The 24,777-nt window shown below is 42.3% G+C and carries 17 protein-coding genes and 1 pseudogene; 5 read left to right on the top strand and 13 right to left on the bottom strand.

The window, feature by feature from the left end; genetic code table 11:
- Window positions 1-84 precede the first annotated feature (84 nt).
- From pncB to AAC852_RS17265, 4 genes are all read left to right on the top strand, one after another.
- Window positions 85-1,299 (top strand): nicotinate phosphoribosyltransferase, encoded by a 1,215-nt coding sequence (pncB, locus tag AAC852_RS17250; protein ID WP_340622052.1) that lies wholly within the window; start codon window positions 85-87, stop codon window positions 1,297-1,299.
- Window positions 1,300-1,523: 224 nt separating this feature from the next.
- A complete protein-coding gene (asnS, locus tag AAC852_RS17255; RefSeq protein WP_340622053.1) occupies window positions 1,524-2,924 on the top strand; it encodes an asparagine--tRNA ligase in 1,401 nt (466 codons plus the stop codon).
- Window positions 2,925-3,230: 306 nt separating this feature from the next.
- Window positions 3,231-4,334, top strand: a complete 1,104-nt coding sequence (locus AAC852_RS17260; protein WP_340622054.1) for a porin — start codon at window positions 3,231-3,233, stop codon at window positions 4,332-4,334.
- A 242-nt stretch (window positions 4,335-4,576) separates the two neighbouring features.
- Complete coding sequence (locus AAC852_RS17265; RefSeq protein ID WP_340622055.1) at window positions 4,577-5,767, top strand: amino acid aminotransferase; 1,191 nt, start codon at window positions 4,577-4,579, stop codon at window positions 5,765-5,767.
- A 101-nt stretch (window positions 5,768-5,868) separates the two neighbouring features.
- On the opposite strand, the gene AAC852_RS17270 is transcribed toward AAC852_RS17265, so the two are convergent.
- From AAC852_RS17270 to cmoM, 8 genes and pseudogenes are all read right to left on the bottom strand, one after another.
- Complete coding sequence (locus AAC852_RS17270; protein ID WP_340622056.1) at window positions 5,869-6,495, bottom strand: MBL fold metallo-hydrolase; 627 nt, start codon at window positions 6,493-6,495, stop codon at window positions 5,869-5,871.
- A 111-nt stretch (window positions 6,496-6,606) separates the two neighbouring features.
- The gene (mepK, locus tag AAC852_RS17275) at window positions 6,607-7,155 is read right to left on the bottom strand and encodes a peptidoglycan L,D-endopeptidase MepK (RefSeq protein WP_340622057.1); all 549 of its coding nucleotides are present in this window, start codon (window positions 7,153-7,155) and stop codon (window positions 6,607-6,609) included.
- Window positions 7,156-7,596: 441 nt separating this feature from the next.
- Window positions 7,597-9,324 carry a L,D-transpeptidase gene (ldtD, locus tag AAC852_RS17280; RefSeq protein WP_340622058.1) on the bottom strand — a complete coding sequence of 576 codons (1,728 nt, stop codon included), beginning with the start codon at window positions 9,322-9,324 and terminating at the stop codon, window positions 7,597-7,599.
- 343 nt (window positions 9,325-9,667) lie between these two features.
- Window positions 9,668-9,826 (bottom strand): annotated as a pseudogene (gene aphA, locus AAC852_RS17285) (acid phosphatase AphA); the annotation flags it as partial.
- Window positions 9,827-9,937: 111 nt separating this feature from the next.
- On the bottom strand, window positions 9,938-14,395 hold the full coding sequence (gene mukB, locus AAC852_RS17290) for a chromosome partition protein MukB (RefSeq protein WP_340622059.1): 4,458 nt from the start codon (window positions 14,393-14,395) through the stop codon (window positions 9,938-9,940).
- Entirely contained in the window at window positions 14,392-15,114 is a 723-nt protein-coding gene (gene mukE / locus AAC852_RS17295; protein WP_340622060.1) for a chromosome partition protein MukE, read from the bottom strand. The genes mukB and mukE overlap by 4 nt, the downstream gene beginning before the upstream one ends.
- Window positions 15,095-16,417, bottom strand: coding sequence for a chromosome partition protein MukF (gene mukF, locus AAC852_RS17300; protein ID WP_340622061.1), 1,323 nt, complete (start codon window positions 16,415-16,417; stop codon window positions 15,095-15,097). Before mukF ends, mukE begins: the two co-directional genes overlap by 20 nt.
- Window positions 16,414-17,199, bottom strand: coding sequence for a tRNA uridine 5-oxyacetic acid(34) methyltransferase CmoM (gene cmoM, locus AAC852_RS17305; RefSeq protein ID WP_340622062.1), 786 nt, complete (start codon window positions 17,197-17,199; stop codon window positions 16,414-16,416). The genes mukF and cmoM overlap by 4 nt, the downstream gene beginning before the upstream one ends.
- A 170-nt stretch (window positions 17,200-17,369) precedes the next feature.
- Here cmoM and elyC point away from each other — a divergent pair, with 170 nt between their 5' ends.
- Window positions 17,370-18,161, top strand: coding sequence for an envelope biogenesis factor ElyC (gene elyC / locus AAC852_RS17310; RefSeq protein WP_340622063.1), 792 nt, complete (start codon window positions 17,370-17,372; stop codon window positions 18,159-18,161).
- 190 nt (window positions 18,162-18,351) lie between these two features.
- Here the strand turns inward: elyC and kdsB are convergent, their stop codons facing one another.
- The 5 genes from kdsB to AAC852_RS17335 all read right to left on the bottom strand — a co-directional run bounded on the left by kdsB (window position 18,352) and on the right by AAC852_RS17335 (window position 24,527).
- Window positions 18,352-19,101 (bottom strand): 3-deoxy-manno-octulosonate cytidylyltransferase, encoded by a 750-nt coding sequence (kdsB, locus tag AAC852_RS17315; RefSeq protein ID WP_187649844.1) that lies wholly within the window; start codon window positions 19,099-19,101, stop codon window positions 18,352-18,354.
- Window positions 19,102-19,104: 3 nt separating this feature from the next.
- Window positions 19,105-19,284, bottom strand: a complete 180-nt coding sequence (locus AAC852_RS17320; protein WP_038269284.1) for a Trm112 family protein — start codon at window positions 19,282-19,284, stop codon at window positions 19,105-19,107.
- A 79-nt stretch (window positions 19,285-19,363) separates the two neighbouring features.
- Window positions 19,364-20,344, bottom strand: a complete 981-nt coding sequence (gene lpxK / locus AAC852_RS17325) for a tetraacyldisaccharide 4'-kinase (protein ID WP_340622064.1) — start codon at window positions 20,342-20,344, stop codon at window positions 19,364-19,366.
- Complete coding sequence (msbA, locus tag AAC852_RS17330) at window positions 20,341-22,089, bottom strand: lipid A ABC transporter ATP-binding protein/permease MsbA (protein ID WP_340622085.1); 1,749 nt, start codon at window positions 22,087-22,089, stop codon at window positions 20,341-20,343. Before msbA ends, lpxK begins: the two co-directional genes overlap by 4 nt.
- Before the next feature lie 35 nt (window positions 22,090-22,124).
- On the bottom strand, window positions 22,125-24,527 hold the full coding sequence (locus AAC852_RS17335) for a ComEC family protein (protein WP_340622065.1): 2,403 nt from the start codon (window positions 24,525-24,527) through the stop codon (window positions 22,125-22,127).
- Window positions 24,528-24,777 lie beyond the last annotated feature (250 nt).

Consider the following 24,777-nt stretch of genomic DNA (forward strand, 5'->3'; position numbering starts at 1 on the left):
TTAATAACATAATAATCGCGGTATACTCTTCCGACTTTATCGATTTAGCAGACACAAATGCTCCGCGAGGATGCTTGACGCGCCATGACTTTAGACGCTACCCCGATTATCAAATCACTGCTTGACACCGATGCTTATAAATTTCATATGCAGCAAGCGGTGTACCACCATTACAACGATATTCCTGTTGTTGCAGAATTTCGTTGTCGTGGTGATGAGCTACTCGGTGAATATGCCGAGGAATTACGTCATCAAATTAATATGATGGCCGATTTAGCCCTGACAGAACGCGAAGCTGAGTATCTTTCCAGTTTACCGTTCTTTAAACAAGATTATCTGGACTGGTTCAAAACTTTTCGTTTTAACCCAGAACAAGTCGAAGTTTCTGTTACTGATAAGGGACAGTTAGCCATCAGAATTTCAGGTTTATGGCGTGACGTTATCCTATGGGAAGTCCCACTGCTTGCCTTAATTAGTGAACTGGTTCACCGTCATCGTTCTCCTGAAATAAAACCGGAAGTGGCTGTTAGTCAGCTCAGAAAGTTAATTGAGCTGTTCCATCAAGACGCCGCAGCAGAAAATATCGATTTGTCTGGTTTCAAGTTGATGGATTTCGGCACTCGACGTCGTTTTTCACATGAAGTGCAATATGCCATCGTTAAGGAGCTGAAAGAGTGCTTCCCTTATCTGATTGGCACCAGTAACTACCAACTGGCACAACAACTGGATCTGGCACCTCTCGGCACACAAGCTCACGAGTGGTTTCAGGCACATCAGCAAATCAGCCCTGAACTCGCTAACAGCCAGCGGGCAGCATTACAGACTTGGTTAAGTGAATATCCAGAGCAGTTAGGTATTGCCCTGACAGATTGTATTACGATGGATGCATTCCTGCGGGATTTTGATAAATCCCTCGCTACTGCTTATAACGGTCTGCGCCATGACTCCGGCGATCCAATCGAATGGGGTGAAAAAGCGATTACACATTACCAATCACTGGGTATCGATCCACTGACCAAAACGTTAGTATTTTCGGACAGTCTGGATCTGCAAAAATCCCTGGCTCTCTATCAACATTTTTACAAGCGAATCAATGTCATGTTTGGTATTGGCACTCGGTTGACCTGTAATATTCCGGGCATAAAACCGCTGAATATCGTGATTAAACTGGTTGAATGCAATGGTAAACCAGTAGCTAAGCTATCTGACAGCCCTGGAAAAACCATTTGTGAAGATGTTGAGTTTGTCAACAGATTACGCAGAGCATTTGATATACCGGAAATGAAAAAAGCCGTGTAGTTTCCGCTATAGTTTCTACCGATTGTTTCCGGCATAACCTGTCACATTCCGGTTATGCTGGGAAGAAAAATATCTTTTCTCTTTATTTCCCTATTAATCCCCTTAATTTCTGCTTGTTTCCTGTGAGATGACAAGTAAGATAAGGGGCCATAGTGCTTGTTTGACACTATTTACAATAAATCTAATTAATTATTTCACTATCATATAAAAGAAGAGAGAAATTTATGAGCGTAGCGCCTGTAGTCGATGTACTGCAAGGCCGTGTTCCGGTTGGCAGCGAAGTCACCGTCCGCGGCTGGGTACGTACAAGGAGAGATTCTAAAGCTGGTATCTCATTCCTCGCCGTCTATGACGGTTCCTGCTTTAATCCATTACAGGCCGTCGTTAATAATAATTTACCTAATTACCAGGATAAAGTTCTGAATCTGACTACTGGCTGCTCTGTGGAAGTGACTGGCACAGTAGTAGAATCACAAGGTAAAGGCCAGAGTTTCGAGCTGCAAGCAACCAAAGTGGTTGTTATTGGTATGGTGGAAGATCCTGATACTTACCCAATGGCGGCGAAACGCCACAGCATCGAATACTTGCGTGAAGTAGCCCACCTCCGCCCACGTACTAACCTGATTGGTGCAGTTGCCCGTGTTCGTCACACTCTGGCACAAGCTTTGCATCGTTTTTATCATGAGAAAGGTTTCTTTTGGGTATCTTCGCCCTTGATCACTGCTTCAGATACCGAGGGAGCAGGTGAAATGTTCCGCGTTTCCACTTTGGATCTGCAAAACCTGCCACTGACGGATAAAGGCGAAGTTGATTTCAGTAAGGATTTCTTCGGGCGTGAAGCCTTCCTGACAGTATCTGGTCAGTTGAACGGTGAAGCCTATGCCTGTGCATTGAGCAAAGTCTATACCTTCGGGCCGACTTTCCGTGCTGAAAACTCCAATACCAGCCGCCATTTGGCTGAGTTCTGGATGCTTGAGCCAGAAGTCGCTTTTGCCGATCTGAACGATATCGCCAAACTCGCTGAAGAAATGCTGAAGTATGTCTTCAAGGCAGCTTTGGCAGAACGTGCTGATGATCTCGCTTTCTTTGCAGAACGTGTTGATAGCGAAGTCATTACTCGACTGGAAAAATTTGTTGATTCAGACTTTGTTCAGTTGGATTACACTGATGCCATTGAAATTCTGGAAAACTGTGGTCATAAATTTGAAAACCCTGTTTACTGGGGTGTTGATTTAGCCTCTGAACATGAACGCTATCTGGCAGAGAAGCACTTTGGTGCGCCAGTTATTATGAAAAACTATCCAAAAGACATCAAAGCCTTTTACATGCGCATGAATGAAGATGGCAAAACTGTTGCTGCAATGGATGTTCTAGCGCCAGGCATTGGTGAGATTATTGGTGGTTCCCAACGTGAAGAACGTTTGGACATGCTGGATAAGCGTATGGAAGAGATGGGACTAAACAAAGAAGATTATTGGTGGTATCGTGATCTCCGCCGTTATGGCACCGTTCCTCATTCTGGTTTCGGTCTGGGCTTTGAACGTCTGGTGGCTTATGTTACTGGTGTATCAAACGTACGCGATGTTATCCCATTCCCACGAACACCAAGAAACGCAAGTTTCTAATGAATCAGCTCAATAAATGAGCAATATTTAATCCTAAGAAAAGCCAGCATTTGCTGGCTTTTTTCATTCTATGGCGAAAACAGTGCAAAAAAAGTTCCTTGACATTTACAATTTGAAATATCTATTTTCACTTTGTTACTAATTTTGTGCTTTTGTAGCATTTTGAAGGTGGATAAAACCTATGACCAATGGAACACTGAGCGCAGATTAATAAGACACCTGATACCCATAAATAGTTCCAAAAACTTTAGTGTTCTGTTTCTGGCAGTAACAGATGTCTGAATAACACCAATGAGGGTAATAATAATGAAGCGCAATATTCTTGCAGTGGTAATTCCAGCTCTGCTGGTTGCTGGTACAGCAAACGCAGCCGAAATTTTCAACAAAGATGGTAACAAACTGGATCTGTACGGTAAAGTAGACGTGCGTCATCAGTTCTCCGATAAGAGAAGCAAAGAAGATGGTGATGCTTCTTACGCTCGTATCGGCATCAAAGGCGAAACTCAGATCTCTGATCAACTGATTGGTTTCGGTCGTTGGGAATACAACCTGAAAGCTCATACTGAAGAAGGTAAGCAAGATACTGCTACTCGTCTGGCTTTTGCGGGTTTGAAATTCGCTAACTACGGTTCACTGGATTACGGTCGTAACTACGGCGTAAACTACGACATTAACGCATGGACTGACGTACTGCCAATCTTTGGTGGTGACTCCATGGCTAAAACTGATAACTATATGACTGGCCGTGCTACTGGCCTGTTGACCTACCGTAACACTGACTTCTTTGGTCTGGTTGATGGTCTGAACTTTGCTCTGCAATATCAGGGTCAAAACAGCGATCGTACTAAAAACAGCCGCAGTGGTGATAAAGCAAACGGTGATGGTTACGGTTTAGCTGTTACTTATAGCATAGTTGATGGTCTTACTGTTGGTGGTTCTTACGCTAACTCTGCTCGTGCAAATGACCAATGGAATACTGGTTATGCCCACGGCAAACGTGCAGAAGCATGGAACATCGGTGCTAAATACGATGCTAACAACGTATATCTGGCAGCAATGTACGGCGAAACCCGCAATATGACCCCTGGTTCAGTAAAAATTGCTGGTGACGAACACAAAGGTATTGCTAATAAAACTCAAAACGTTGAATTAGTTGCACAATACCTGTTCTCTGACTATGGTCTGAAACCATCACTGGCTTATGTACAGTCCAAAGGTAAAAATTTAGGTGAACCAAGAAGCACTACTGGTGCTGATCTGGTTAAATATGTTTCTGTAGGTTCTTACTACTACTTTAACAAAAACCTGTCTACCTATGTTGATTACAAAATCAACCTGCTGGACAAAAACGAAGGTCAAGACACAGGTGCTCGTAACGTATTCGGTGTTGGCCTGACTTATCAGTTCTAATCATTGCTGATAAACTGTTTAGCGAAAAGTTAAACATATTTATCTTAGAAAAGCAGCGCTCCGGCGCTGCTTTTTGTATTTTACTTCACTGTTTTTTCTGACTATTTTCTTCACTCCGTAAACTACTTCACAAGATTTTATTCTTTTTACTACTAGTGGTTGGCAAATGAGTTCCTTAAGGTTACCCTGAGCGGCGTATAACTCATTTTGGGCTTAACTCTCCAAATTTTGGAATTGAAAAAATGTTTGAGAAAATCACAGCAGCGCCTGCCGACCCCATACTTGGTTTAGCGGATAGTTTTAAAGCTGATCCCCGCGAAAATAAAATCAACCTGGGTATTGGTGTCTACAAAGATGAAACCGGTAAAACCCCTGTCCTGACGACCGTTAAAAAAGCAGAAAAATTCCTGCTGGAAAATGAAACCACTAAAAATTATCTGGCAATTAGCGGATTACCGGAATTTGGTCGCGTAACTCAAGAACTGCTCTTCGGCAACACCAGTGCTATCGTTACTGACAAACGTGCCCGTACTGTACAAAGCCCAGGCGGAACAGGTGCGCTGCGTATTGCCGCTGATTTTATTGCGAAACAAACCAATGCCAAACGTGTTTGGATCAGCAGCCCAACCTGGCCAAACCATAAAGGTGTTTTCGCCAGTGCCGGTTTAGAGATCCGCGAATACAACTATTACAATGCAGAAAAACACGCACTGGATTTCGAAGGTATGCTTGCCAGTCTGTCTGAAGCACAGGCAGGTGATGTCGTTCTGCTGCATGGCTGCTGCCATAACCCAACCGGTATTGATCCAACCGCTGAACAGTGGCAGAAACTGGCAGATTTATCTGCGGCAAATGGCTGGTTGCCTGTATTCGATTTCGCTTATCAAGGCTTCGCCAAAGGTCTGGATGAAGACGCCGAAGGTCTGCGCATTTTTACTAAAAATCACAATGAACTGCTCATTGCCAGCTCTTACTCCAAAAACTTCGGCCTGTACAACGAACGTGTAGGCGCTTGCACCATCGTTGCAGCAGATAGTGACACCGCAGAAAAAGCATTCAGTCAGGCGAAATCTATTGTTCGTACCAACTACTCTAATCCACCATCGCATGGTGCATCTGTAGTAACAACCATTCTGTCCAACGAAGAACTGAAAGCAGAATGGGTTCAGGAATTGGCAACAATGCGTGAACGCATTCAGCGTATGCGCCAGTTGTTTGTAAACACTTTGCAGGAAAAAGGGACAAAACAAGATTTCAGCTTCATCATCGCTCAAAATGGTATGTTCTCATTCAGTGGCCTGACTAAAGAACAAGTTGAGCGCCTGCGTGAAGAATACGCCGTTTATGCAGTCAGCTCTGGTCGTATTAACGTAGCAGGCTTAACACTGGAGAATATGGTTCCTCTGTGTGAAGCTATCGTTGCTGTTCTTTAACTTTCATAGATACATAAGCATCCTGACAATAAAGCCGCTTGTTTAGCGGCTTTATTGTTTTTAACTCAAAATCCCTGTGTCTGAAAATTGATTGATCGGTTTTACAAAAAGGGGTTAGTTTTTCGCTCATGGCCCAATGTTGACATTGGCCCATGTCCGGGAATGAATTGATAATCATCTCCCAAAGGTAACACTTTTTCTTTAATAGATTGGATCAACTCATCATAATTTCCGCCCGGAAAATCCGTGCGCCCGATACTGCCTTTGAACAGTACATCCCCCATTGAGATTAATTTCTCAGTATGATTAGCAAAGATGATATGCCCTGGAGTATGCCCCGGACAATGCAAAACAGAAAGTCGAATATTGCCAATTTGTAATGTATCCCCTTCATCCAACCAACGTTCAGGAGTAAAGGATGGGCATTCTTCGACACCAAACATCTGACATTGAACTTCTAATGCTTCTATCCAATACGCATCGGCTTTATGCGGCCCATGAACCGGCACATTAAAATAAGTAGCAATATCAACAGTTGCACCAACATGATCAAAGTGACCATGTGTCAGTAAAATTTGAGTTAACTTTAACCCCCGACGTTCTATTTCAGATATCAGTTTTTTAGCTTCACCACCGGGGTCAACAATTGCAGCCTCCAGAGTTTCCTCGCACCAAACCAACGTACAATTCTGCATCGCAGCGGTGACAGGCATAATGTGGTATTTCATTATATTATTTAACTCCACAATCAGGATAATTTCTTAATATACCCAATAAATTTTCAAGTTATAGCACAGCGAACAGAGAAGCAACTTGAAAAATGAAAGAATATATTAAGATTACCACGTCCTGACCGGGCCTGTATCAATATGAATAAAATTACTTTTTGGATAGAACCCGACTCCACCTGCTCTCATCTTCAGTGCCGCCTTACAAATATGTGACAGCTCCACCCCATCGATATGAAAATCCATTGCCTGACCACGGGTATGATAACTATGTTTTGCCACACCAGAGCTTTTATGGCGTAACATATTATTAGTTTTTAATGAACGATAGCCCGATATCAACTGAATAGATTTATTTATTCCCATTATCATTTGTAATAAGTAAATCTGGTCAAATAACTTCGGATCAATTGTTTTGATTTCATTTTGGCGATAATCACGGAATAAATAATTCAGACGATCAAGTTCGGATTTGTTATATTGGTGACCGTCAAAAAATTCGGTTTTAATGGTTTCTCCGGTATGGAGATTATCTATACGTAGGCTTCTGGGGCGTAGAGTTGTCAATGTGGCTAATGCATGTTGAGGCAATAAACCTAACCCCAATGCAACCATACCTACGCCGAGCCACTTACGGCGGTTATGATCAATATTATTCATGTATTATGCCCTGCTATTCTATGATTTATCCCCCATTGTCTTTCAATATATAGCCTTATTCTTTATTGACTGTATCTTGAAATTCATAGAGGTATATGGATAATTTCAAAGCTATATTAACAATTATATTTAATCAATTAACAATACAGCAACAGACAAAAAGTAATTCTTCCTATTTTTGTATATTACTGTAAATTTACCAGTTAATATTTGTGATCTGCTTTACATATCACGATTTATATTAAACACAATTTAAATATATATGTTGAATTAATGCAAAATATTATTTGATCTGATCAAGATAATTACGTTGTAATTAAAAGAAAAACTATCGGAAGGGATAAAAAATGAGTGGCAGAAAAAATAGCAGTGAGGATATAAATTCCTTATCCTCACTGCATAAATGCGATTATTAATTTTTTATTCATAATTTAATAAAAATTATGGTGACAATGTATCTCGTTTGATTGCCAAAACTTGGGACACCAGTTCAGATTTCTTTCTGGCATTGCTATCATATTCATAAATATCTTCCCGATATTGAGGCTTTCCTGTTTTATCGACCCAAGCTGTCTGATAATAAAGGAATACTGGGATTTTTTTCGGTATATTCACATACCTTGTTGTCCACGTTTTCAAAGAATTACTCACACGACTTTTATCCCAACCCGCATCTCCCAATAGCATATTGGCCAATTCAGGTGCTTTGTTAACACGTACACAACCTGAACTAATCGCTCTCATTTCTCGATTAAATGATGCCTGATTTGGCGTATCATGCAAATATATCGCCTCTGAGTTTGGCATATTAAACTTAAATCTTCCTAATGAGTTAGTTGGGCCTGGAGCTTGTCGTATCCGATAAGGGAAATTGCCGGGTGTTATCACTCGCCAATTAATTGATGAGGGGTTGATAACGGTAGCATCACTATGCCAACTGGAAAAAACCGTATAACCGCGGCTACGAAAATAATTGGGATCACGCATGGCTCTTGGTGCTATATCTTTGCGGGTCATACTGACTGGAACAGTCCAGGGAGGGTTGATTACCACATTATTCATCTCACTGCTCATAATCGGTGTCTTTCGGCTTGGGCGTCCAACAATAACTTTAGAAGTTAAGACTTCTTCGCCATCCAGATAATAAAATAACGAGTAATTCGGAATATTCACCAAAATCGCGGTGGGAAGATTGTCAGGAATGATGCGTAATCGCTGCATATTCAAAGCCATAATTCTGGCACGGGTTTGTGGCGTAGTATTTAACCACACTCTTGTAGAGTGCCCAATAACACCATCATCAGGTAATCCATGCAAAGATTGAAAGCGTTTTACAGCAGCGACTAACTCTTTGTTATAAAATTTATTTTCTGGCCTGACTACTGATGAATCCAAAGTATCAGCTCGGATCAATATATTTCTTAATGCGGTGACACTTTTACTACTTTGTCCCGGTCTTAACGTTTCTTTCATCGAAAATTCAGACCACGGCTGCTTATCCGATAATTGTTTTAGCATCTCAATGCGCATATTTTCATACATGGAATGATTAGGAGATAATCCTAAAATATAATCACTAAGGCTATTATTAAAAATATGCTTTTGCCATTTATCAATGGAATCAGAAGAAGGTAAATCGATTTTATAAGGTGTTTTACTATATAACCACGAATCCCCTTTCTTATGAATGTTATTAATGAAATGAAGATAACCTAGCATAGCATCAGATAGAATAATATCTCGTCCCATATCATTTAATTCAGGAGAATTAAGTTGCACAAACCATTTCCCAAATTGGGGCTGAAACCCAGCTAACGATAAATCAAATAATTGCTGTTCAAAATGCTGTATAGCATTTTTATCCTGCCATAATGGTTTCATGTTATTTACCGAATATAATCTGGCTAATTTCTCAGAGAAAACAGGGGTTATTTTTTTCGGTAATAAATTCTGTAATTGTTCCTTACTTTCTTCAAGAGAATTTGTTAAAAATACAGGAGCTATCTGAGTAGAGTTGATGTTGCTATCTGCTTTTTTTTGTTCCCCTGAAAATTGCTGGACATCATTTGCTATCAATCCATTTTGTTGATTTGCAAAAATCCCCTCTGATACCATTAATATGCTACAAATAAAAGAAAATTTCAGTAATCTTACCGTGTTATTTGCCATAAGGGTTCACCTCGCTTTTTATGCATACCCTTTCTGTACATGAGATTTACTGGGTATATCTGGCTATCCAATGACTTATTCTAATTATCGGCAGAGCTATTTTATCAGAAGAAAATAATAGTAATTATATACATAATTGCTTATTAAGACAGAAAGCTTTTCAATTATATCCAATTACATGAGTCAAAAGAAAATTTTTACTATAATAAATTAGATTATGTTAATCCTAAAAAAGAAAAGGCACTTAAAGTGCCATTAATAAGAAATAAACACAATAAACTTTCATATTAATATTCTGAGTTAATCAACACTTCTTCTCCAAATTTTCATGCTTTAGGTAAAACAGGTAGCTATTATTATTTGGTGAATATTCCAATTTACCCCAATAAAAACCGGGACTGGAAAACAATACCGTATCATCAATATCAAACCTGACGGCCATTGGCGGCTGATTTCGCAGACTTTTTTCAATTTTTTCTACTGAGACCCAATGCACCGCCTGACGATGAGATTCCATGTACATATTCCAAAACATTATTATTATCTTTATAAATTAAAAGCCATCATTTGATTGAATGACGGCTTTAATCTATTAGTTTAAAAGAAATTATCTTCAGAATATCGCTTGAGCTTGCTCTTGCCGCTGTTCGATAGCAGGTACTTCCTGTCCAAAACCTCGCAACCCAACAACATGCACATGTTCCTGATTATTGAAGATCTTACGCACCAGTTTATAGGTTGTCCCTTTCTCTGGGCTGATATTCTCTGGCGCTGCGATAATTAACTGCATATGTAAACGTTCACATAATTCAAACAGTGTCGCAATTGACTTTGCATCCAAACGGGCTGCTTCATCAAGGAACAGCAAACGACATGGAGAGATATCTTTGCCACGCAGACGACGGGATTCTTCTTCCCAACTCTGTACGACCATAACCAGAATTGACATCCCCGTACCAATTGCTTCACCTGTGGAAAGTGCTCCACTTTCCGCTTTCAGCCAACCATCCGAACCACGGTTTACCTCGACTTCTAATTCAAGGTAATTACGATAATCCAGTAGTTCTTCACCAATCGTTTGAGGTAAACGCTGCCCCATATCGATTTGCGGATTCAAACGCTGATAAAGTTTGGCCATTGCTTCCGAGAAAGTCAGACGCTGGCTGTTAAACAGATCCTGGTGCTGCTCCTGCTGCTCAGAAAGTACATCCAGCAAAACAGAATGGCTTTCACGTACATTCACATTCAGGCGCACACCACCTACCTGACCGAATGAAACAGTTTGTAACCCCTGGTTCAGCATACGGATACGGTTCTGCTCACGTTGAATGGTCTTACGAATGATATTGGCTACACTTTTGGAGCTAATCGCTAATTTTTGCTCGCGTGCTGTCAATTCCTCCGTTAAGCGGGCCAGTTCAATTTCCATTTGTTCAATAGCATCAACTGGATCATCAGTACCAATAATATCCTGACGAATTCTCTCACGCAGATGTTGATACACAGCGACAAAGAACTGAATCTTACGTTCGGGACGCTTCGGATCTTCAGACAATCGCAATGCATCACGCAAATGCTCATTATCCGCGACCGCAAGACGCAACGCTCCCAACGCCTTATCTGACATTGAACGTAACGCATCGCCATCCATATAAGCCAGTTCACGACGATGGAGACGACGTTCAACACCATTGTCTTTCACCATCCGCATCACAGCACACCAGCCAGCTTTAGAAGAAACCACCTGCTCCCGCTTCAGGTAATAATCACGCTCAGATTTACGCAGCTTTTTGTGGAGGTTTTCTATTTCGGCCTCACAGAATGCAATTTGTTTCTCAAGCTGATTAATTCGGGAACGATTAGATTGCACGGCAGCATGGAGCTGATCACGACGTTCACGGGCACGACATTCTGCATCAGCATCAGCCTGAACACCGATCTCTTTCATCTCTTGCTCAAGTTCCTGCAACATATCCCGTTTGGTGTCATAAGAACTCTTCAATGAGGCCAATACCTGACTAAACTGAGCACATTGCGACTGCTGCTGGCGCAATTGTTCACGGGCACGGCGGCGATCAGATTCCGCATGTTCAAGACGCTGACGCAGTTTGTCATTCAGGTCACTATTTTCACTGAGCATTCCCGCCGAGTCGCTGTAACTAAAATGCGCACGACGTTGTACTACTTCAGTCAGAGCAAAAGCCTGTTGTTTAGCTTTAATTTGACTATGCTTAGCTGTTTCATAATCCCGCTGTAACTGTTCATGTTGTTGAGGATCACTTTGTAAAACAGAAACCAATGGTTCAAGTTTACTCAACGCACCACCATACTGTTGTAAGAAACGAGCTGCTTCTTGTGCTTCAATCATTTCTTCACGCACGGTTTCTACACGATCAATCAGTGTTTCATCCAACAAAATCGTGACTTGCGGAATCAACCGACTCAGTGCAGACAAACTCTCTTTTACCTGAGACTGTTTTTGTTGATGTTGTTGAGTCTGAGTCTCAAATTGTGACAATTCTCGTTCCAGCTCTGTACGACGCTGGTTTAGGCTACGAATTTCAACTTCTGGATCGTTATCAAACGCTACAGATAAGTGTTTACCAACAAAACGACTGAAAGCCTGATGCGCGCGTTGGATTTTCTGTACATCAAATGAGAGCGTTGCGTAACGTTCTGCCAGTGTATCACGCTCCACGCTAAGAGCTTCCAGACGGTTTTCCCTTGCCGCCCGTCCAAAAAGTGGTACTTCAGGATAACGGGAATAGCGCCACTGGCGATCGGAGGATTTCACCAGAACTGCATTTTCCTGCTCTTCAAAATGGAATACGCTGTCATCGAATGATTGTGGATCACCTTCAATCAGATAGAGATCTTCCGGACAATCTTCCAATGCTTCCAAATGTGGACGTACCAGAGAAAGATCAGGTACAACAATCGCATGACGTGCAGGGCCATATAGCGCAGAGAAATAAGGTGCATCGTCAATGGTAATGTCATCGTAAATTTCTGAGAGAAGAACTCCACCAAAACGCTCCGCCAGTGCCAACAATCGGCTATCTTCTGCACCACTCGGCTGGCTCAAACGCTCAATCTGTTTTTCGAATTCACGTTTCTGTGCCGCCACATCGTCACGTTCAACAGTGATTTCACGTTCTTGTTCCAGCAACTGCTGCATATATTCCGTAACATCATTACCACTTTCGAACGTTTCACCACTCTGCTCACTAAGTTGGTTCAGCATTTCCTGCGCAGCCAGCCAAACAGGGGCACGTGATGTCAATCCTTGAATTTTCTGCTTGAGTTGCTCAAGTTCTTGGCGCATCTGCATACGGCGCTCACCACTTTTATGCGCACTCTGGCTTAATTCTTCTAGCTGGGCTTCTAATTCACCCTGCAATGCTTCCAGATCTTCCGCCTGATATTGCTGGTGATGGCGTTTACAGAAGTCTTCCAGCAAACGCTCTGCGTTTTGCTGGCTGTTCAACCGTTGTTCCAGTTCAGCCAGTTGAATACGCAATGGTTGAATGCGATCAGCCAAATGACGCTGAGATGGCCATTCACGCAGTACTTCGCGAGCACTTTGCCATGCTTCGCTGCGGCTAACTTCACCAACAATACTTTTTACTAGCTGGTAAGCTTGCTCGAACTGGCTATGAGCGGCATCGGCCACACTCAGCTTTTGTTCCAATGACAACAGGGTCTCTGTTGCCTGCTGCTCTTTAGCCTGATAGGTTTCTTGCCATTCTTCTGCATTTTCTATCGACAATTCAGGAAGCTGGCAAAACTCACGAGCACGTTCCAACGCTTGCAATGCCTGCTGGTATTGAATTGCGCGGGTTTGTTGTACATCTAATGCCTGCTGATAATCAGCAAGCTGGCTTTTCAATTCGTCAACTTCCTGTTCAGCCGCCTCAGAAACCGCCTCATATTCCGCCTGCAATTCTTTCGCTTCTTCAACAACTTCAGTTTGTTCTTCCAGTCGATAAGTCAACTCTTCAACATCCGCCTGGTAACGGTCAATTTTCTCTTGCTGACGCATAGCTGTTTGAACCAGATTCAGATGATCACTGGCTGCCTGATAATCCATCTCCAAATCAGAAGATGCGTCATTCTGTTCAGCAAGTTCCCGTGCCATCTCAACATGGCGATACTGTTCCGTCACTAGCTGACGACGGCCCGCAAACAATTCACTACGTAAAGCCAGTGCTTCATCTAAATGGATGCGACGCTCGTTAGCATGACGCATGTAATCAGCCGAAACATATGCCGTCGCTTCAGTAATAAGATGTTTAAACAAATCGCGGTCAGATTGTGTGACACGAATAGCTTCCAGCGTGATACGGTTTTCACGCAGAGCGGCTTCCATATCCTGAAATGCTTTTCTGACGCCACTATTTTCTGGCAATAAATAATCACGCAATGAACGGGTAATGGCACTGGAAATTCCACCATACAGCGATGCTTCAATCAGACGGTAAAACTTGCTGCGATCACTGGCAGAACGTAGACGTTTTGGGATCACACCTAAATCAAACATCAAGGCATGGTAGTCAGCGATGGAGTTGAATTGTTTGAACTGGACGCCATCCATCTCATCAAGACGCTCTTTCAGTTCATTTAATGGCAGAACCCGCGCCTGACGTTCGCTGATGTTTTCGGTTAATAACTGTGTCGGCTGTATTGATGCAGGAACGCCCTGAATCATAAAGGGTTTGATATCAACTTTCCGGTCTCGTCCGGCAACCTGCTGCAAACGTACACCAGCAATGATCCTCTGATGACGGGAATTAACAACATCCAGTGTAGAATAACAGACTCCTGCCCGCAGTTTTCCGTGCAGACCTTTATCACGGGAACCACTTGTTGCTCCTGCCTCCGTGGTATTCCGGAAATGCAGTAGCGTCAGGTCAGGGATCAAAGCCGTGACAAATGCTGCCATCGTCGTGGATTTACCCGCACCATTACCACCCGATAACGTGGTTACCAGTTCATCAAGATCAAATGTTCTGGCAAAAAAGCCATTCCAATTAACAAGTGTCAGTGAGCGAAATTTACCGCGTTCAATCATGACTGCTCATCCTCCGCATCTTCTGCTAAATGCACTGATGCTTCTTTGTGTTCATTACCTTCTCGCGATAAGCTATTTTCCACCAACATCGCCTCTCCATCACGGATCATCCGTAACTGGGCTTCACGTGGATCATCACCGCTACGTACATCTGCACCGAAACGAAATACAGCTTCAGCGATCGTAAATTTATTACTGTCATTTTGCAGGAAATAGACCATTCCCAAACGACGCAAACGGTTTAAGGAAGTACGTACTTTTTCCTGTAGTTTTTGTTTATCCAAATCAGAGCCGGTTGAACGTTGGTTAACCAATTTCATCAATTTGTTTTCATCTGCCAATGACAACAGCTCTTCATAAAGTTCCTGATAAGTAAATATGCCCTGATTGGATAAACGCTCCGGGCTGAGGTAGAGATAGCACAGGATCTTACCCACCATCATATCCAACTCAGACAAAACAGAGCGGGAAATCAGCGTATTTGAACGCGGGCGTAAGTAGAAAAAACCTTCTGGTGCGCGAATTAACTCGACGTTATAGCGTGAGTAAAATGTTTCCAACTCCTCCTGAAAATCCATTAAAAAAGCATGATTATCAAGATCATCTATTCCAATATGACGCCCCGAACGAAGCTGGCTGTCTAATTCTGGAAAAAGTGTGTTGGATAATGCCTGAGCCAGTTTAACTGGCATAAATTGTTCAATATGTGTCGATGACATGTGCCTGCACCTTGGCTCCGTAATCATTAATCGCTAACCATTCCGCTGGCAATCCAGAGAAATCCGCTTCTGCAACGCCCAACCGTACTGCCTGATCCACCAGAATACGTGCCACATCAAAATGACGCTTGCGGGGATGCTGAGCAAGGTAGTCACGCAATACCGCACCTAAATCCAACGGAAGTTTGGCCTGTTGGTAAATTGCCAGCGCCTGTTCCACCATCTCCGCCAGTTGCTCGTTGATTTCACTAAACTCTTCGTATTCCATTTCTGGTGGCAATTCACCCATGACTTCTTCATTGCGCAATGTTAGCTCTTCATCACGCATATCCAGCAAACGCTCTGCATTCGCGACAGTCAGCACCCACGGGTTATCAAAATAGTGTTGGATAGATTGGCGAAGACGCTGAGCAAAAATACGGTTCTTATCCATATCAATGGCAGTTCGAATAAATTTGTGAACATGGCGGTCGTAACCTATCCAGAGGTCAATAGCCTGCTGCCCCCAATTAATAATACGATCGAGTTTGTTTTGCAGATCAAAAACCAGTTTATCAACCAGCTCAGATCCATCATTCACCATATTGGCATCCTGGATCCGCAGTAGATTAGCCTGTAGTTTATCGCCGGCTGCCTCCAGTGTGTCCTGAAGCTCTCTCAGGGTTCCAGAGGTTTCAGACAGTAGCTGCTCACAGTTAGCGATAGCTGCCTGCCAATCCTGATTAAGCAACGCCGCAATATCTGCTTTTACGCTGTTTTGTTGCTCATCCATAATGCGTTGTGACATATCAATACTGTCAAATATTTCAGCTACTGAATATTTAAGTGGCGCAAACACATTGCGATGCCAATGAAATTCATCACCACTTTCCTCAGCAGCCTCAGCTGCACGATGCAGTTCATTGGCAACGATGGAAAGCTGCATGGAAAGACGCAACGTAGAGAATTCACGCTGACGAATATAATAATCACTAATGCCAATCCCTAATGGAGTCAGGCGATAGATAGCACTCCCCTCTGCTAATTCACTGGTAAAACGGCTAAGCAGCTTTTGGCGTACCATATCATTAATGGCGTTGTTCGCCCTAACCGCAACAGCTTCCGCAGTTTGTTCAAAACCTTTACAAACCTCCCGGAAAGCATCAACCAGCTCTCCTTCACTCATTTCGCCATCAGGACGTTCACTATTCAATACAGCAATTGCCATCAAAAAAGCCAACCGCTCTGGTGGCAACGAAATGGAAAAATCATTCTTTCTGGCCCAGGACACAAGTTCAGGAACAGTCTGGGAATATTCACTCATAATTCGCTCTTTAAGGTAGGCTTGCGTGCCATCACATGAATGTAGCGTCCAAGGCTGATATAGGGCTCTTGTCTGCAATAACGTTGTTCAAGTTCTAGCAACGCTGGAAAATCTGTATTTTGCAATTGGCGACTTTGCAGATAGTCATGAAAAACCCTGACTCCTGTTTTTCCGGTTATTTCCATATTGAGTTCAACGAGCCATTGATATACCTGTTCGGGCACTAGTGGATTTTGTGGCGATAGAGAACGCTTACGGCGACGCTGAATATTCGGCGTCGCCAAATGAAAATTACCCAAAATGGCATTGCGCATCACTAGCCCATTAGCATTATAAAACATTAATGAGAGTGCTCCACCGGGCGTTATTATATCTCCCAATATTTCTATCGCATCTTTTTGATCGGTGATCCATTCCAATACCGCATGGAACAGAATTAAATCAACAGGCTGTTCAATATATCGGTGAATTTCCTGTACCGGACTTTGGATAAATTGCATCTGATGGAGAACGCCACGTTCTTCTGCATTACTTTTTGCCCGTTGGATCATTTCTTCAGAGAGGTCACATAATATTACCTGATGGCCTAATTCAGCTAATTGGCAAGCCATATTTCCTTCACCACCTCCTGCATCCAAAATACGCAGTGGTTGTTGAGGTAAATGGTTCAGCAATTCTTTGATATCCTGCCAGACAACGGCCTGTCTGATTTTACCTTTGGTTGTGCCGTAAATATTACGCGAAAATTTGTCTGCAATATCATCGAAATTGCGATCTCGCATGAAAAACTGCCTCACTTATCAACTAAGTTTGATGTATCTATTGAATATTTATGCTGTCTATTGCTATTTTTTACTATTGTTATTTTGGCACAGTAATCAGTAAATTCACTACTTTTAGCCCTGAATCTACCCCTGTGCGGTGATAATTCAATCAAACCATAGGCCAATTGATGTTATTCCTGCTTAAAAAATACGTTGGTGCGCTATTAATGCCGCTACCTTTAATCATTCTTATCTCTCTGGCTGCTTTACTCTTGTTATGGTTTACCCGCTGGCAAAAAACGGGGAAAGTTATTCTGTCACTGAGCTGGCTTACGCTACTTTTATTGGGCTTACAACCCGTTGCTGACAAGTTGTTACTTCCTGTTGAAGGGAAATATATCCAACGCTACGAACCTGATACCAAACATACACCACCGGTAAAATACATTGTCGTTCTTGGTGGTGGTTTCACTTATAACCCGGAATGGGCACCCAGTGCCAATCTTATTAGTAATAGCTTGCCCAGAGTGACCGAAGGTATTCGGTTATATCGTCTTAATTCTGGTGCAAAAATGATTTTTACCGGGGGTAAGGGCGTTAATTCAATTAGCAGTGCAGAAATCGCTGCTATGGTAGCACAATCTTTGGGAGTTCCTGTAGAAGACACGATAGCATTAAAAAAACCGCTGGATACAGAGGAAGAAGCGGCAGAAGTTGAAAAGGTCGTTGCGCAACAGCCTTTTATTCTTGTCACTTCCGCAAATCATATGAAACGTTCTCTAAAATTTTTCGAACAACGTGGTATGCACCCTATTCCCGGCCCGGCAAATCAACTGGCAGTCACAACTCCATTATATGGCTGGAAAAAATACATTCCATCGTCCTATTATTTTTCCCATACAGAGCGTGCCTGGTATGAAACACTGGGGAAAATGTGGCAAACAATCAAGCCTTCCAGTACAGATAAAGAGAACGAATAATTAGCAAACTCGCGGTAGAAAACCGCTAGCAGTATCACTATATACAAATACAAACCTGCTCATTCTGTTTAATAACACCCAATCCAATTAGGCGGTTCAAATCGCCTAATTACGTTTCTTATGCTCTGAATTCCGCTGGTTTTCAAAAGATCTACTATTCAAAAACCAGCGCATTCAAAATTTCTTATACTCAAAGTGCTGCAAAAGCTTTTCTGGCTGCATCCAGATCTTCCGGTGTATCCACACCAGCACCCGGTGCTTGCAGTGCTTTCGCCACGTGAATTTTTTCTCCGTACCAAAGTACCCGTAGCTGTTCGAGCATTTCGATATTTTCCAATGGACTTGGCATCCATTGTACATAGCGACGAATAAATCCGGCTCTGTAAGCATAGATCCCGATATGGCGCAGGAAATTATCTCCGATAGTCTCTTTGGAGTGCATAAAACGATCACGTTCCCACGGGATCGTGGCACGTGAAAAATAGAGCGCATAACCTTGCGCATCCATGACGACTTTTACCACATTGGGATTGAATGCTTCTTCTGCATCCTGGATTTGTACAGCAAGTGTTGCCATGCCAGCATCATTTCTTGCCAGATTATCAGCAACCTGTTTGATGATTTGTTCGGGAATAAGTGGTTCATCACCCTGAACATTCACGATAATTTCATTATCGGCAAATTGGTATTTGTCGATAACTTCCGCCAAACGTTCTGTACCTGAATGATGATTTTCACTTGTCATGCAGACTTCACCACCTTCAGCGGCAACTGCATCAAAAACGGCCTGATTATCTGTGGCTACAATTACGCGATGGGCACCAGAACGGATAACCCGCTCCATAACCCGCACAATCATCGGCTTTCCATGTATATCTGCCAATGGTTTTCCGGGTAAACGAGATGAAGCAAAACGTGCTGGAATAATGACAGTAAACATGAATTATCTTTTTTCCTCTGTTGGCAGAACACGTGCTTCATGTTCTAACAGCACGGGAATACCATCACGGAAAGGAAAAGCGAGGCGGTCAATTTTGCAAATCAGTTCAAAATTTTCTTTATCGTAACTGAGCTTACCGTGACATACTGGGCAAGCAATGATTTCGAGTAAACGGTGATCCATACATCCCCCAAATGACGGGCTTGAAGTTTAATGCGGCTCAGAATACCACAAGCGATGCCTCACCGTTAACTCTGTTGTTTTATTCAGGGATCAAGGCACAAATATCCCCCAGCATTTTTTGCCCTTGTTCCTGCGGTAAATAGGCAGAAACCGGTAAATACCACCAATTAGGCTGTGCAAACTGAGAACATTTAACGGCATCTTTTTCTGTCATCAACAAATTCTGTTCATTATTAGCTAAAGCCAATAATTGTGCTTTTTCATAGAACTGATGGTCAGCAAACGCATGAGTTGCTTGCAGATTTACCCCCAGTTGCTGCAATGTAGCAAAAAAACGCGGTGGATGACCAATTCCTGCCATCGCCACACTATTGGGAATATCACTGACTTTTCGGAGTTCTCCTGTCCGCAGATTGACTGCAACTTCACCTTTTAATGTCATGGGCAGTTCACCTGCTTCTGGCATACCTCCATTAACAATAATAGTATTGACGGTATTTAAGCGGCCTGAAAGCTCCCGCATCGGCCCTGCCGGCAGCCAGCAACCGTTACCAAAACGGCGAATCCCATCAATAACAACGATTTCATAATCATGCTGTAAAGCATAATGTTGAAGGCCATCGTCAGTGATAACAATATCAACGGGGAAATGTGCCAATAATTCTTTGACAGCATCAACGCGTTTTGGAGCAACTACCACTGGCGCACCAGTACGACGCTGAATTAAAATCGGCTCATCTCCCGCTTGTGCGGTAGTCACTTCATCCGTTATCAGCAACGGGTAATGTCCAGATTTTCCGCCATAACCACGAGAGACAACACCAACCCGATAACCTTTCTGTTGTAATTGCTCAACTAACCAAATAACCACAGGTGTTTTACCATTGCCTCCAGCGGTTAAGTTACCTACCACAACAACAGGAACAGGGGATTTCCAGGAACGAAGGAATCCCGATTTGTAGCCTAACTTGCGCAAACCGCTTATCAGCCCATAAAGGGCTGATAGTGGCAATAATAGGATGTAGAGCCTTGAACGGCCAGACCAAATGCGCTCAATCATTGACCAAATTGCATCCGATGTAATTGCGCATATGCACTTTCTTCCTCCAACAGAGTTGTATGGCTGCCTCTTTCGATAATGTTACCATCTTCAATGACAATAATTTCATCAGCATTTTCAATAGTAGAAAGACGGTGAGCAATTACCAGTGACGTTCTGTTTTTCTGCAATTCATCCAATGCTGCCTGAATGGCACGCTCAGATTCCGTATCCAGTGCCGAAGTGGCTTCGTCCAGAATCAAAATCGGAGAATCACGCAGCAAAGCACGGGCAATGGCAATACGTTGACGTTGTCCACCAGAAAGCAAGACGCCATTTTCACCAATCATGGTATCAAGGCCATTATCTAATTTTTTGATAAAATCCATTGCGTATGCCATCTCTGCTGCACGTTCAATTTCTGCACGATTAAACTGACCTTCACTGGCATAAGCAATGTTGTTAGCCACAGTATCATTGAATAAATGAACATTTTGCGACACCAACGCTATCTGGTTGCGTAAAGAAGACAGTGTGTACTCACGCAAATCATGACCATCAAGCAAAATACCACCTTCGCTAACGTCATAAAAACGGGTAAGAAGATTAGCAATCGTTGATTTTCCTGAGCCAGAACGCCCAACCAAAGCAATGGTCTTGCCTGCCGGGATTACCATAGAAATATTTTTCAGAGCGGGATGATCTTTGGTTGGATAACAGAAAGTAACATCACGGAATTCGATATCGCCTTTGGCTTTTTTAATTTCCAACTTACCTTCATCTTTTTCCTGCTCCATATCCAGAATCGCAAACAAAGTCTGACAAGCAGCCATACCACGCTGGAATTGTGCATTAACATTGGTCAGAGATTTCAGTGGACGCATTAGAGCGATCATAGACGAGAATACCACTGTAATCTTACCCGCTGTCAGTGCGCCCATAATTTCAGGGAAGCTGGCAGCATACAAGATAAATGCCAGTGCAAACGAAGCGATAAGCTGAATAATCGGGTCTGAAATGGAATCAGCGGAAACCATTTTCATTCCTTGCTGACGCATATGGTTACTGACTTTATTAAAACGTTCTGTTTCAACTTTCTGTCCACCGAAGATCAAAACTTCTTTGTGCCCTTTCAGCATTTGCTCCGCACTCGTTGTCACCATTCCCATACTATTTTGCATGTTTTTACTAATACGGCGAAAACGTACAGACACAAGGCGGATAACACCCGCAACAATTGGAGCAATAACAATCAGAATTAAGGATAGTTCCCAACTGTAATAGAACATCAGGACAAACAACCCGATGATTGATGCTCCTTCCCTGACCACTGTAACTAAAGCACCGGAAGAAGAAGAAGCAACCTGTTCTGAATCATAGGTAATACGTGAAAGTAATGTTCCCGTAGATTGTTGGTCAAAAAAGGAGACGGGCATACCCATCATATGATTGAACAAACGACGGCGCATCTGCATGACGACTTTACCGGATACCCAAGATATACAATAACTTGATATAAACCCAGATATGCCACGCAAAAGCATCAATCCAATGACCACCAATGGCATCCACTTCAATACACTCATGTCTGCCTTGCCAAACCCTTCATCCAGCAAAGGCTTTAACAAGGAAAGCATCAATGTATCGCCGGCAGCATTTATAACTAGCGCAACAGCCGCAACTAACAGCCCAACCTTAAATGGTGTGATGATCGGCCACAGGCGGCGAAAGGTCTGCCAGGTAGAAAGGTCTTTATCATTCATTATTGAGTTACCAAAACCAAAAGAAATAGCGGCTTATTCTACTCATGATCACCGCGAATACCAAACCACTGATGATACCACCGTGATTTTAACTGTTGTCTATATCCCTCAAGTTTAATGTGATCGTAATAAATATAACCGGTAATCTGGCCTGAAAGATCGGCACTATGCCATTGAATTTTAGCATTTTTATAACGCTGCCTGACTTTCATTGAGGGGAGCTTCCAGGGACTATAACGTGCAACCGAAACTAAAGCATATTCTGGCTTGACTCTGTGTATAAACGCAGTGGTAGATGAGGTATTACTCCCATGATGAGGAACTTGCAAGAATGTTGCATTAAGGTTTTCCCTTTCAAGGCCCAGTAAACGATATTCTCCTTGTTTTTCCAAGTCCCCCGTTAACAATAAACTATATTTACCATCATCGATACGGATAACACAAGACTGATTATTACCCACACTTTCTGCTTTCTCTAAGGGCCAGATAACCTGAAAAGTTAATTCCTGCCATACCCATTTTTCACCACGAATACAGGGTAAATGAGTATGATCAATAGAAGAACTTCTAATTTGAATATTTGGATATTTTTCACGCAGATATTCCACGCCTCCAGTGTGATCCAGATGATCATGGCTCAGAATAATCTGTTCAGGAGTTAATCGATGCCAACGCAAATAAGGCTGGATCACTTTTTCTGCCATACTTCCTGTTTCCCAACGGTTTCCTGTATCGAATAGAACTGCCTTTCCCCCTTTATCAATGATAACAGACAGGCCATGCCCAACATCCAGCATTGAAAAACGCCATTGGAATTCATCACCACGTTTAAAATAACAGAGAGCAACTCCAACAGAAGCACATAATAACCCTGCATAGGATTTCCACCAACCAAGACGCCAGGCAATAACGAAAAACCAACTGGCAAAAGTAATGAAGAAAGGAATATGCCCTGTCTCAGTCCATGAGTAGGTAAGAATAGGCAGAGGTATTAACGCGAATGAGATAGTGTAATCAACTAATTGCCATAAAAATGGTTGAATAAGTTGGTGCAAAGGTAATATGGCCCCAAGCAATGCCAACATGATCAATGGAATTGTCAGAAAAGAGATTATCGGAACCGCCCATAAATTCGCAATCAATGAAGCAATGTTAATTCCTTGAAATAGCAAAAGCTGCAACGGTAATAACATTAGCATCATTCCCGATTGCATATGCAATCCACGTAGCCAACTCCACCGCCAACCATAACGAATTTTTTCAGGCAACGGCATCCAGTGAAACCAAAACAGCAACGCCATTACGGCAAAAAACGAAAGCCAAAAGCTATCAGAAAGAATCGCTAGTGGATCAAAAAGTAAAATCAGTGCAGCACTCCATAAAGCCCACTGCCATGAAAAACAAAAATAATTTCTGCATCGTAAATATATCCAAAGTGTCAATCCCAGCATTGCCCGAATTGCCGGGATCCCCCATCCAGAAAGCCAACCATACAACATTGCAGTCAACCATCCCATAAGGAGCGGGAAACGAAATCCAATCCATTTTGCAGGAAAACAAAGCTGGAACCCTCTGGCAAAACCCCAACCAAATAAACTGGCTATTGTAATATGTAGCCCTGAAATCGCCATTAAATGCGCAATTCCTGTTTGTTGTAACAATAACCGGGTTTGTTTATCTAACCATGCTCTTTCACCAAACAATAACGCCAAAGCAATACCTGCCTGTTTCAGAGAGTGTATTTCAGGTGCCAGTTCATTAATTAGTTTTTGTCTGAAATTACAATTACCATTCAATAAATTCGCCTTGATGATTTTGCCATTAAGAGGCTGACGGATTGACAAAGCATAGCGTTGGCTATCATAACTCCCTTGATTCAATTGGGCATGAACAGGCCTGAGTTTCACGGTAACCTGCCATTTCTGGCCTGCACATAATGGTATTGAAGAATTCCATAATACTGACGCATAAAGTCCGGGAAAAATATATTTCCCATCACTTTCAATCAATCTGACTCTATAACGTGTTTTCTCTTCTCTATCTGCTTCATTCAACAATGCACTATCAACTATAACGGTTGCTGTGCGAGTTGTTTCACTAAAATATATTATTTGAGCCAAGATGTTGTGACCATGCCAGCTTCCCCAAATCGATACCCATAATATCAGTGAAATAAGACGACTTATTTTATAGGGAATAAACCATAAAACCATTGCCACACCTGCTAAAGCGAGGAGTTCTGTCCATTGAGGTAATTCACTAAATAATAAAAGGGGAACTGTTCCCAGGATAATAACCGCAGCAGCTTGGTTTAAATTGATAATCGGTAAAGATTTTTGCCAAAAAGATTCCCGACAAAGTAGCTTTCGACATATTTTCAAGAATAGTTTTGGTAAAAAAGATAAAAAAGCAGTAGAGAGAAACAAAATAGTCTGCTGCATCCATTTATGCCTCTGTATTGAAATTCCATTCACACACAGAAAAGACTATTTGATGATGTGTACTACCGCCAGTCAGTTGAAATTTATTCTGAAAGTGTTTCGCAAATTAATTTCAGAAGAAGAGATAGTTAGCATAAAAATGTGAAATTAATCACAATAATAAATAAATTTAACCCCAATTCCAGAATTCAGGTTAAATTTAATCAGAAAATGGTAAAAAAGAACGGCACCCGAAGGTGCCGTAGCAATT

Source organism: Xenorhabdus siamensis (genome assembly GCF_037996745.1).
Lineage (GTDB): Bacteria > Pseudomonadota > Gammaproteobacteria > Enterobacterales > Enterobacteriaceae > Xenorhabdus > Xenorhabdus indica.

Coding starts and splice junctions, on each gene's coding strand:
- mukB (WP_340622059.1), bottom strand. CDS start 14,395: ATGATTGAACGCGGTAAATTTCGCTCACTGACACTTGTTAATTGGAAT.
- mepK (WP_340622057.1), bottom strand. CDS start 7,155: ATGAATAATATTGATCATAACCGCCGTAAGTGGCTCGGCGTAGGTATG.
- mukF (WP_340622061.1), bottom strand. CDS start 16,417: ATGAGTGAATATTCCCAGACTGTTCCTGAACTTGTGTCCTGGGCCAGA.
- cmoM (WP_340622062.1), bottom strand. CDS start 17,199: ATGCGAGATCGCAATTTCGATGATATTGCAGACAAATTTTCGCGTAAT.
- ldtD (WP_340622058.1), bottom strand. CDS start 9,324: ATGGCAAATAACACGGTAAGATTACTGAAATTTTCTTTTATTTGTAGC.
- asnS (WP_340622053.1), top strand. CDS start 1,524: ATGAGCGTAGCGCCTGTAGTCGATGTACTGCAAGGCCGTGTTCCGGTT.
- kdsB (WP_187649844.1), bottom strand. CDS start 19,101: ATGTTTACTGTCATTATTCCAGCACGTTTTGCTTCATCTCGTTTACCC.
- pncB (WP_340622052.1), top strand. CDS start 85: ATGACTTTAGACGCTACCCCGATTATCAAATCACTGCTTGACACCGAT.
- lpxK (WP_340622064.1), bottom strand. CDS start 20,344: ATGATTGAGCGCATTTGGTCTGGCCGTTCAAGGCTCTACATCCTATTA.
- AAC852_RS17260 (WP_340622054.1), top strand. CDS start 3,231: ATGAAGCGCAATATTCTTGCAGTGGTAATTCCAGCTCTGCTGGTTGCT.
- elyC (WP_340622063.1), top strand. CDS start 17,370: ATGTTATTCCTGCTTAAAAAATACGTTGGTGCGCTATTAATGCCGCTA.
- AAC852_RS17335 (WP_340622065.1), bottom strand. CDS start 24,527: ATGCAGCAGACTATTTTGTTTCTCTCTACTGCTTTTTTATCTTTTTTA.
- mukE (WP_340622060.1), bottom strand. CDS start 15,114: ATGTCATCGACACATATTGAACAATTTATGCCAGTTAAACTGGCTCAG.
- AAC852_RS17270 (WP_340622056.1), bottom strand. CDS start 6,495: ATGAAATACCACATTATGCCTGTCACCGCTGCGATGCAGAATTGTACG.
- AAC852_RS17265 (WP_340622055.1), top strand. CDS start 4,577: ATGTTTGAGAAAATCACAGCAGCGCCTGCCGACCCCATACTTGGTTTA.
- AAC852_RS17320 (WP_038269284.1), bottom strand. CDS start 19,284: ATGGATCACCGTTTACTCGAAATCATTGCTTGCCCAGTATGTCACGGT.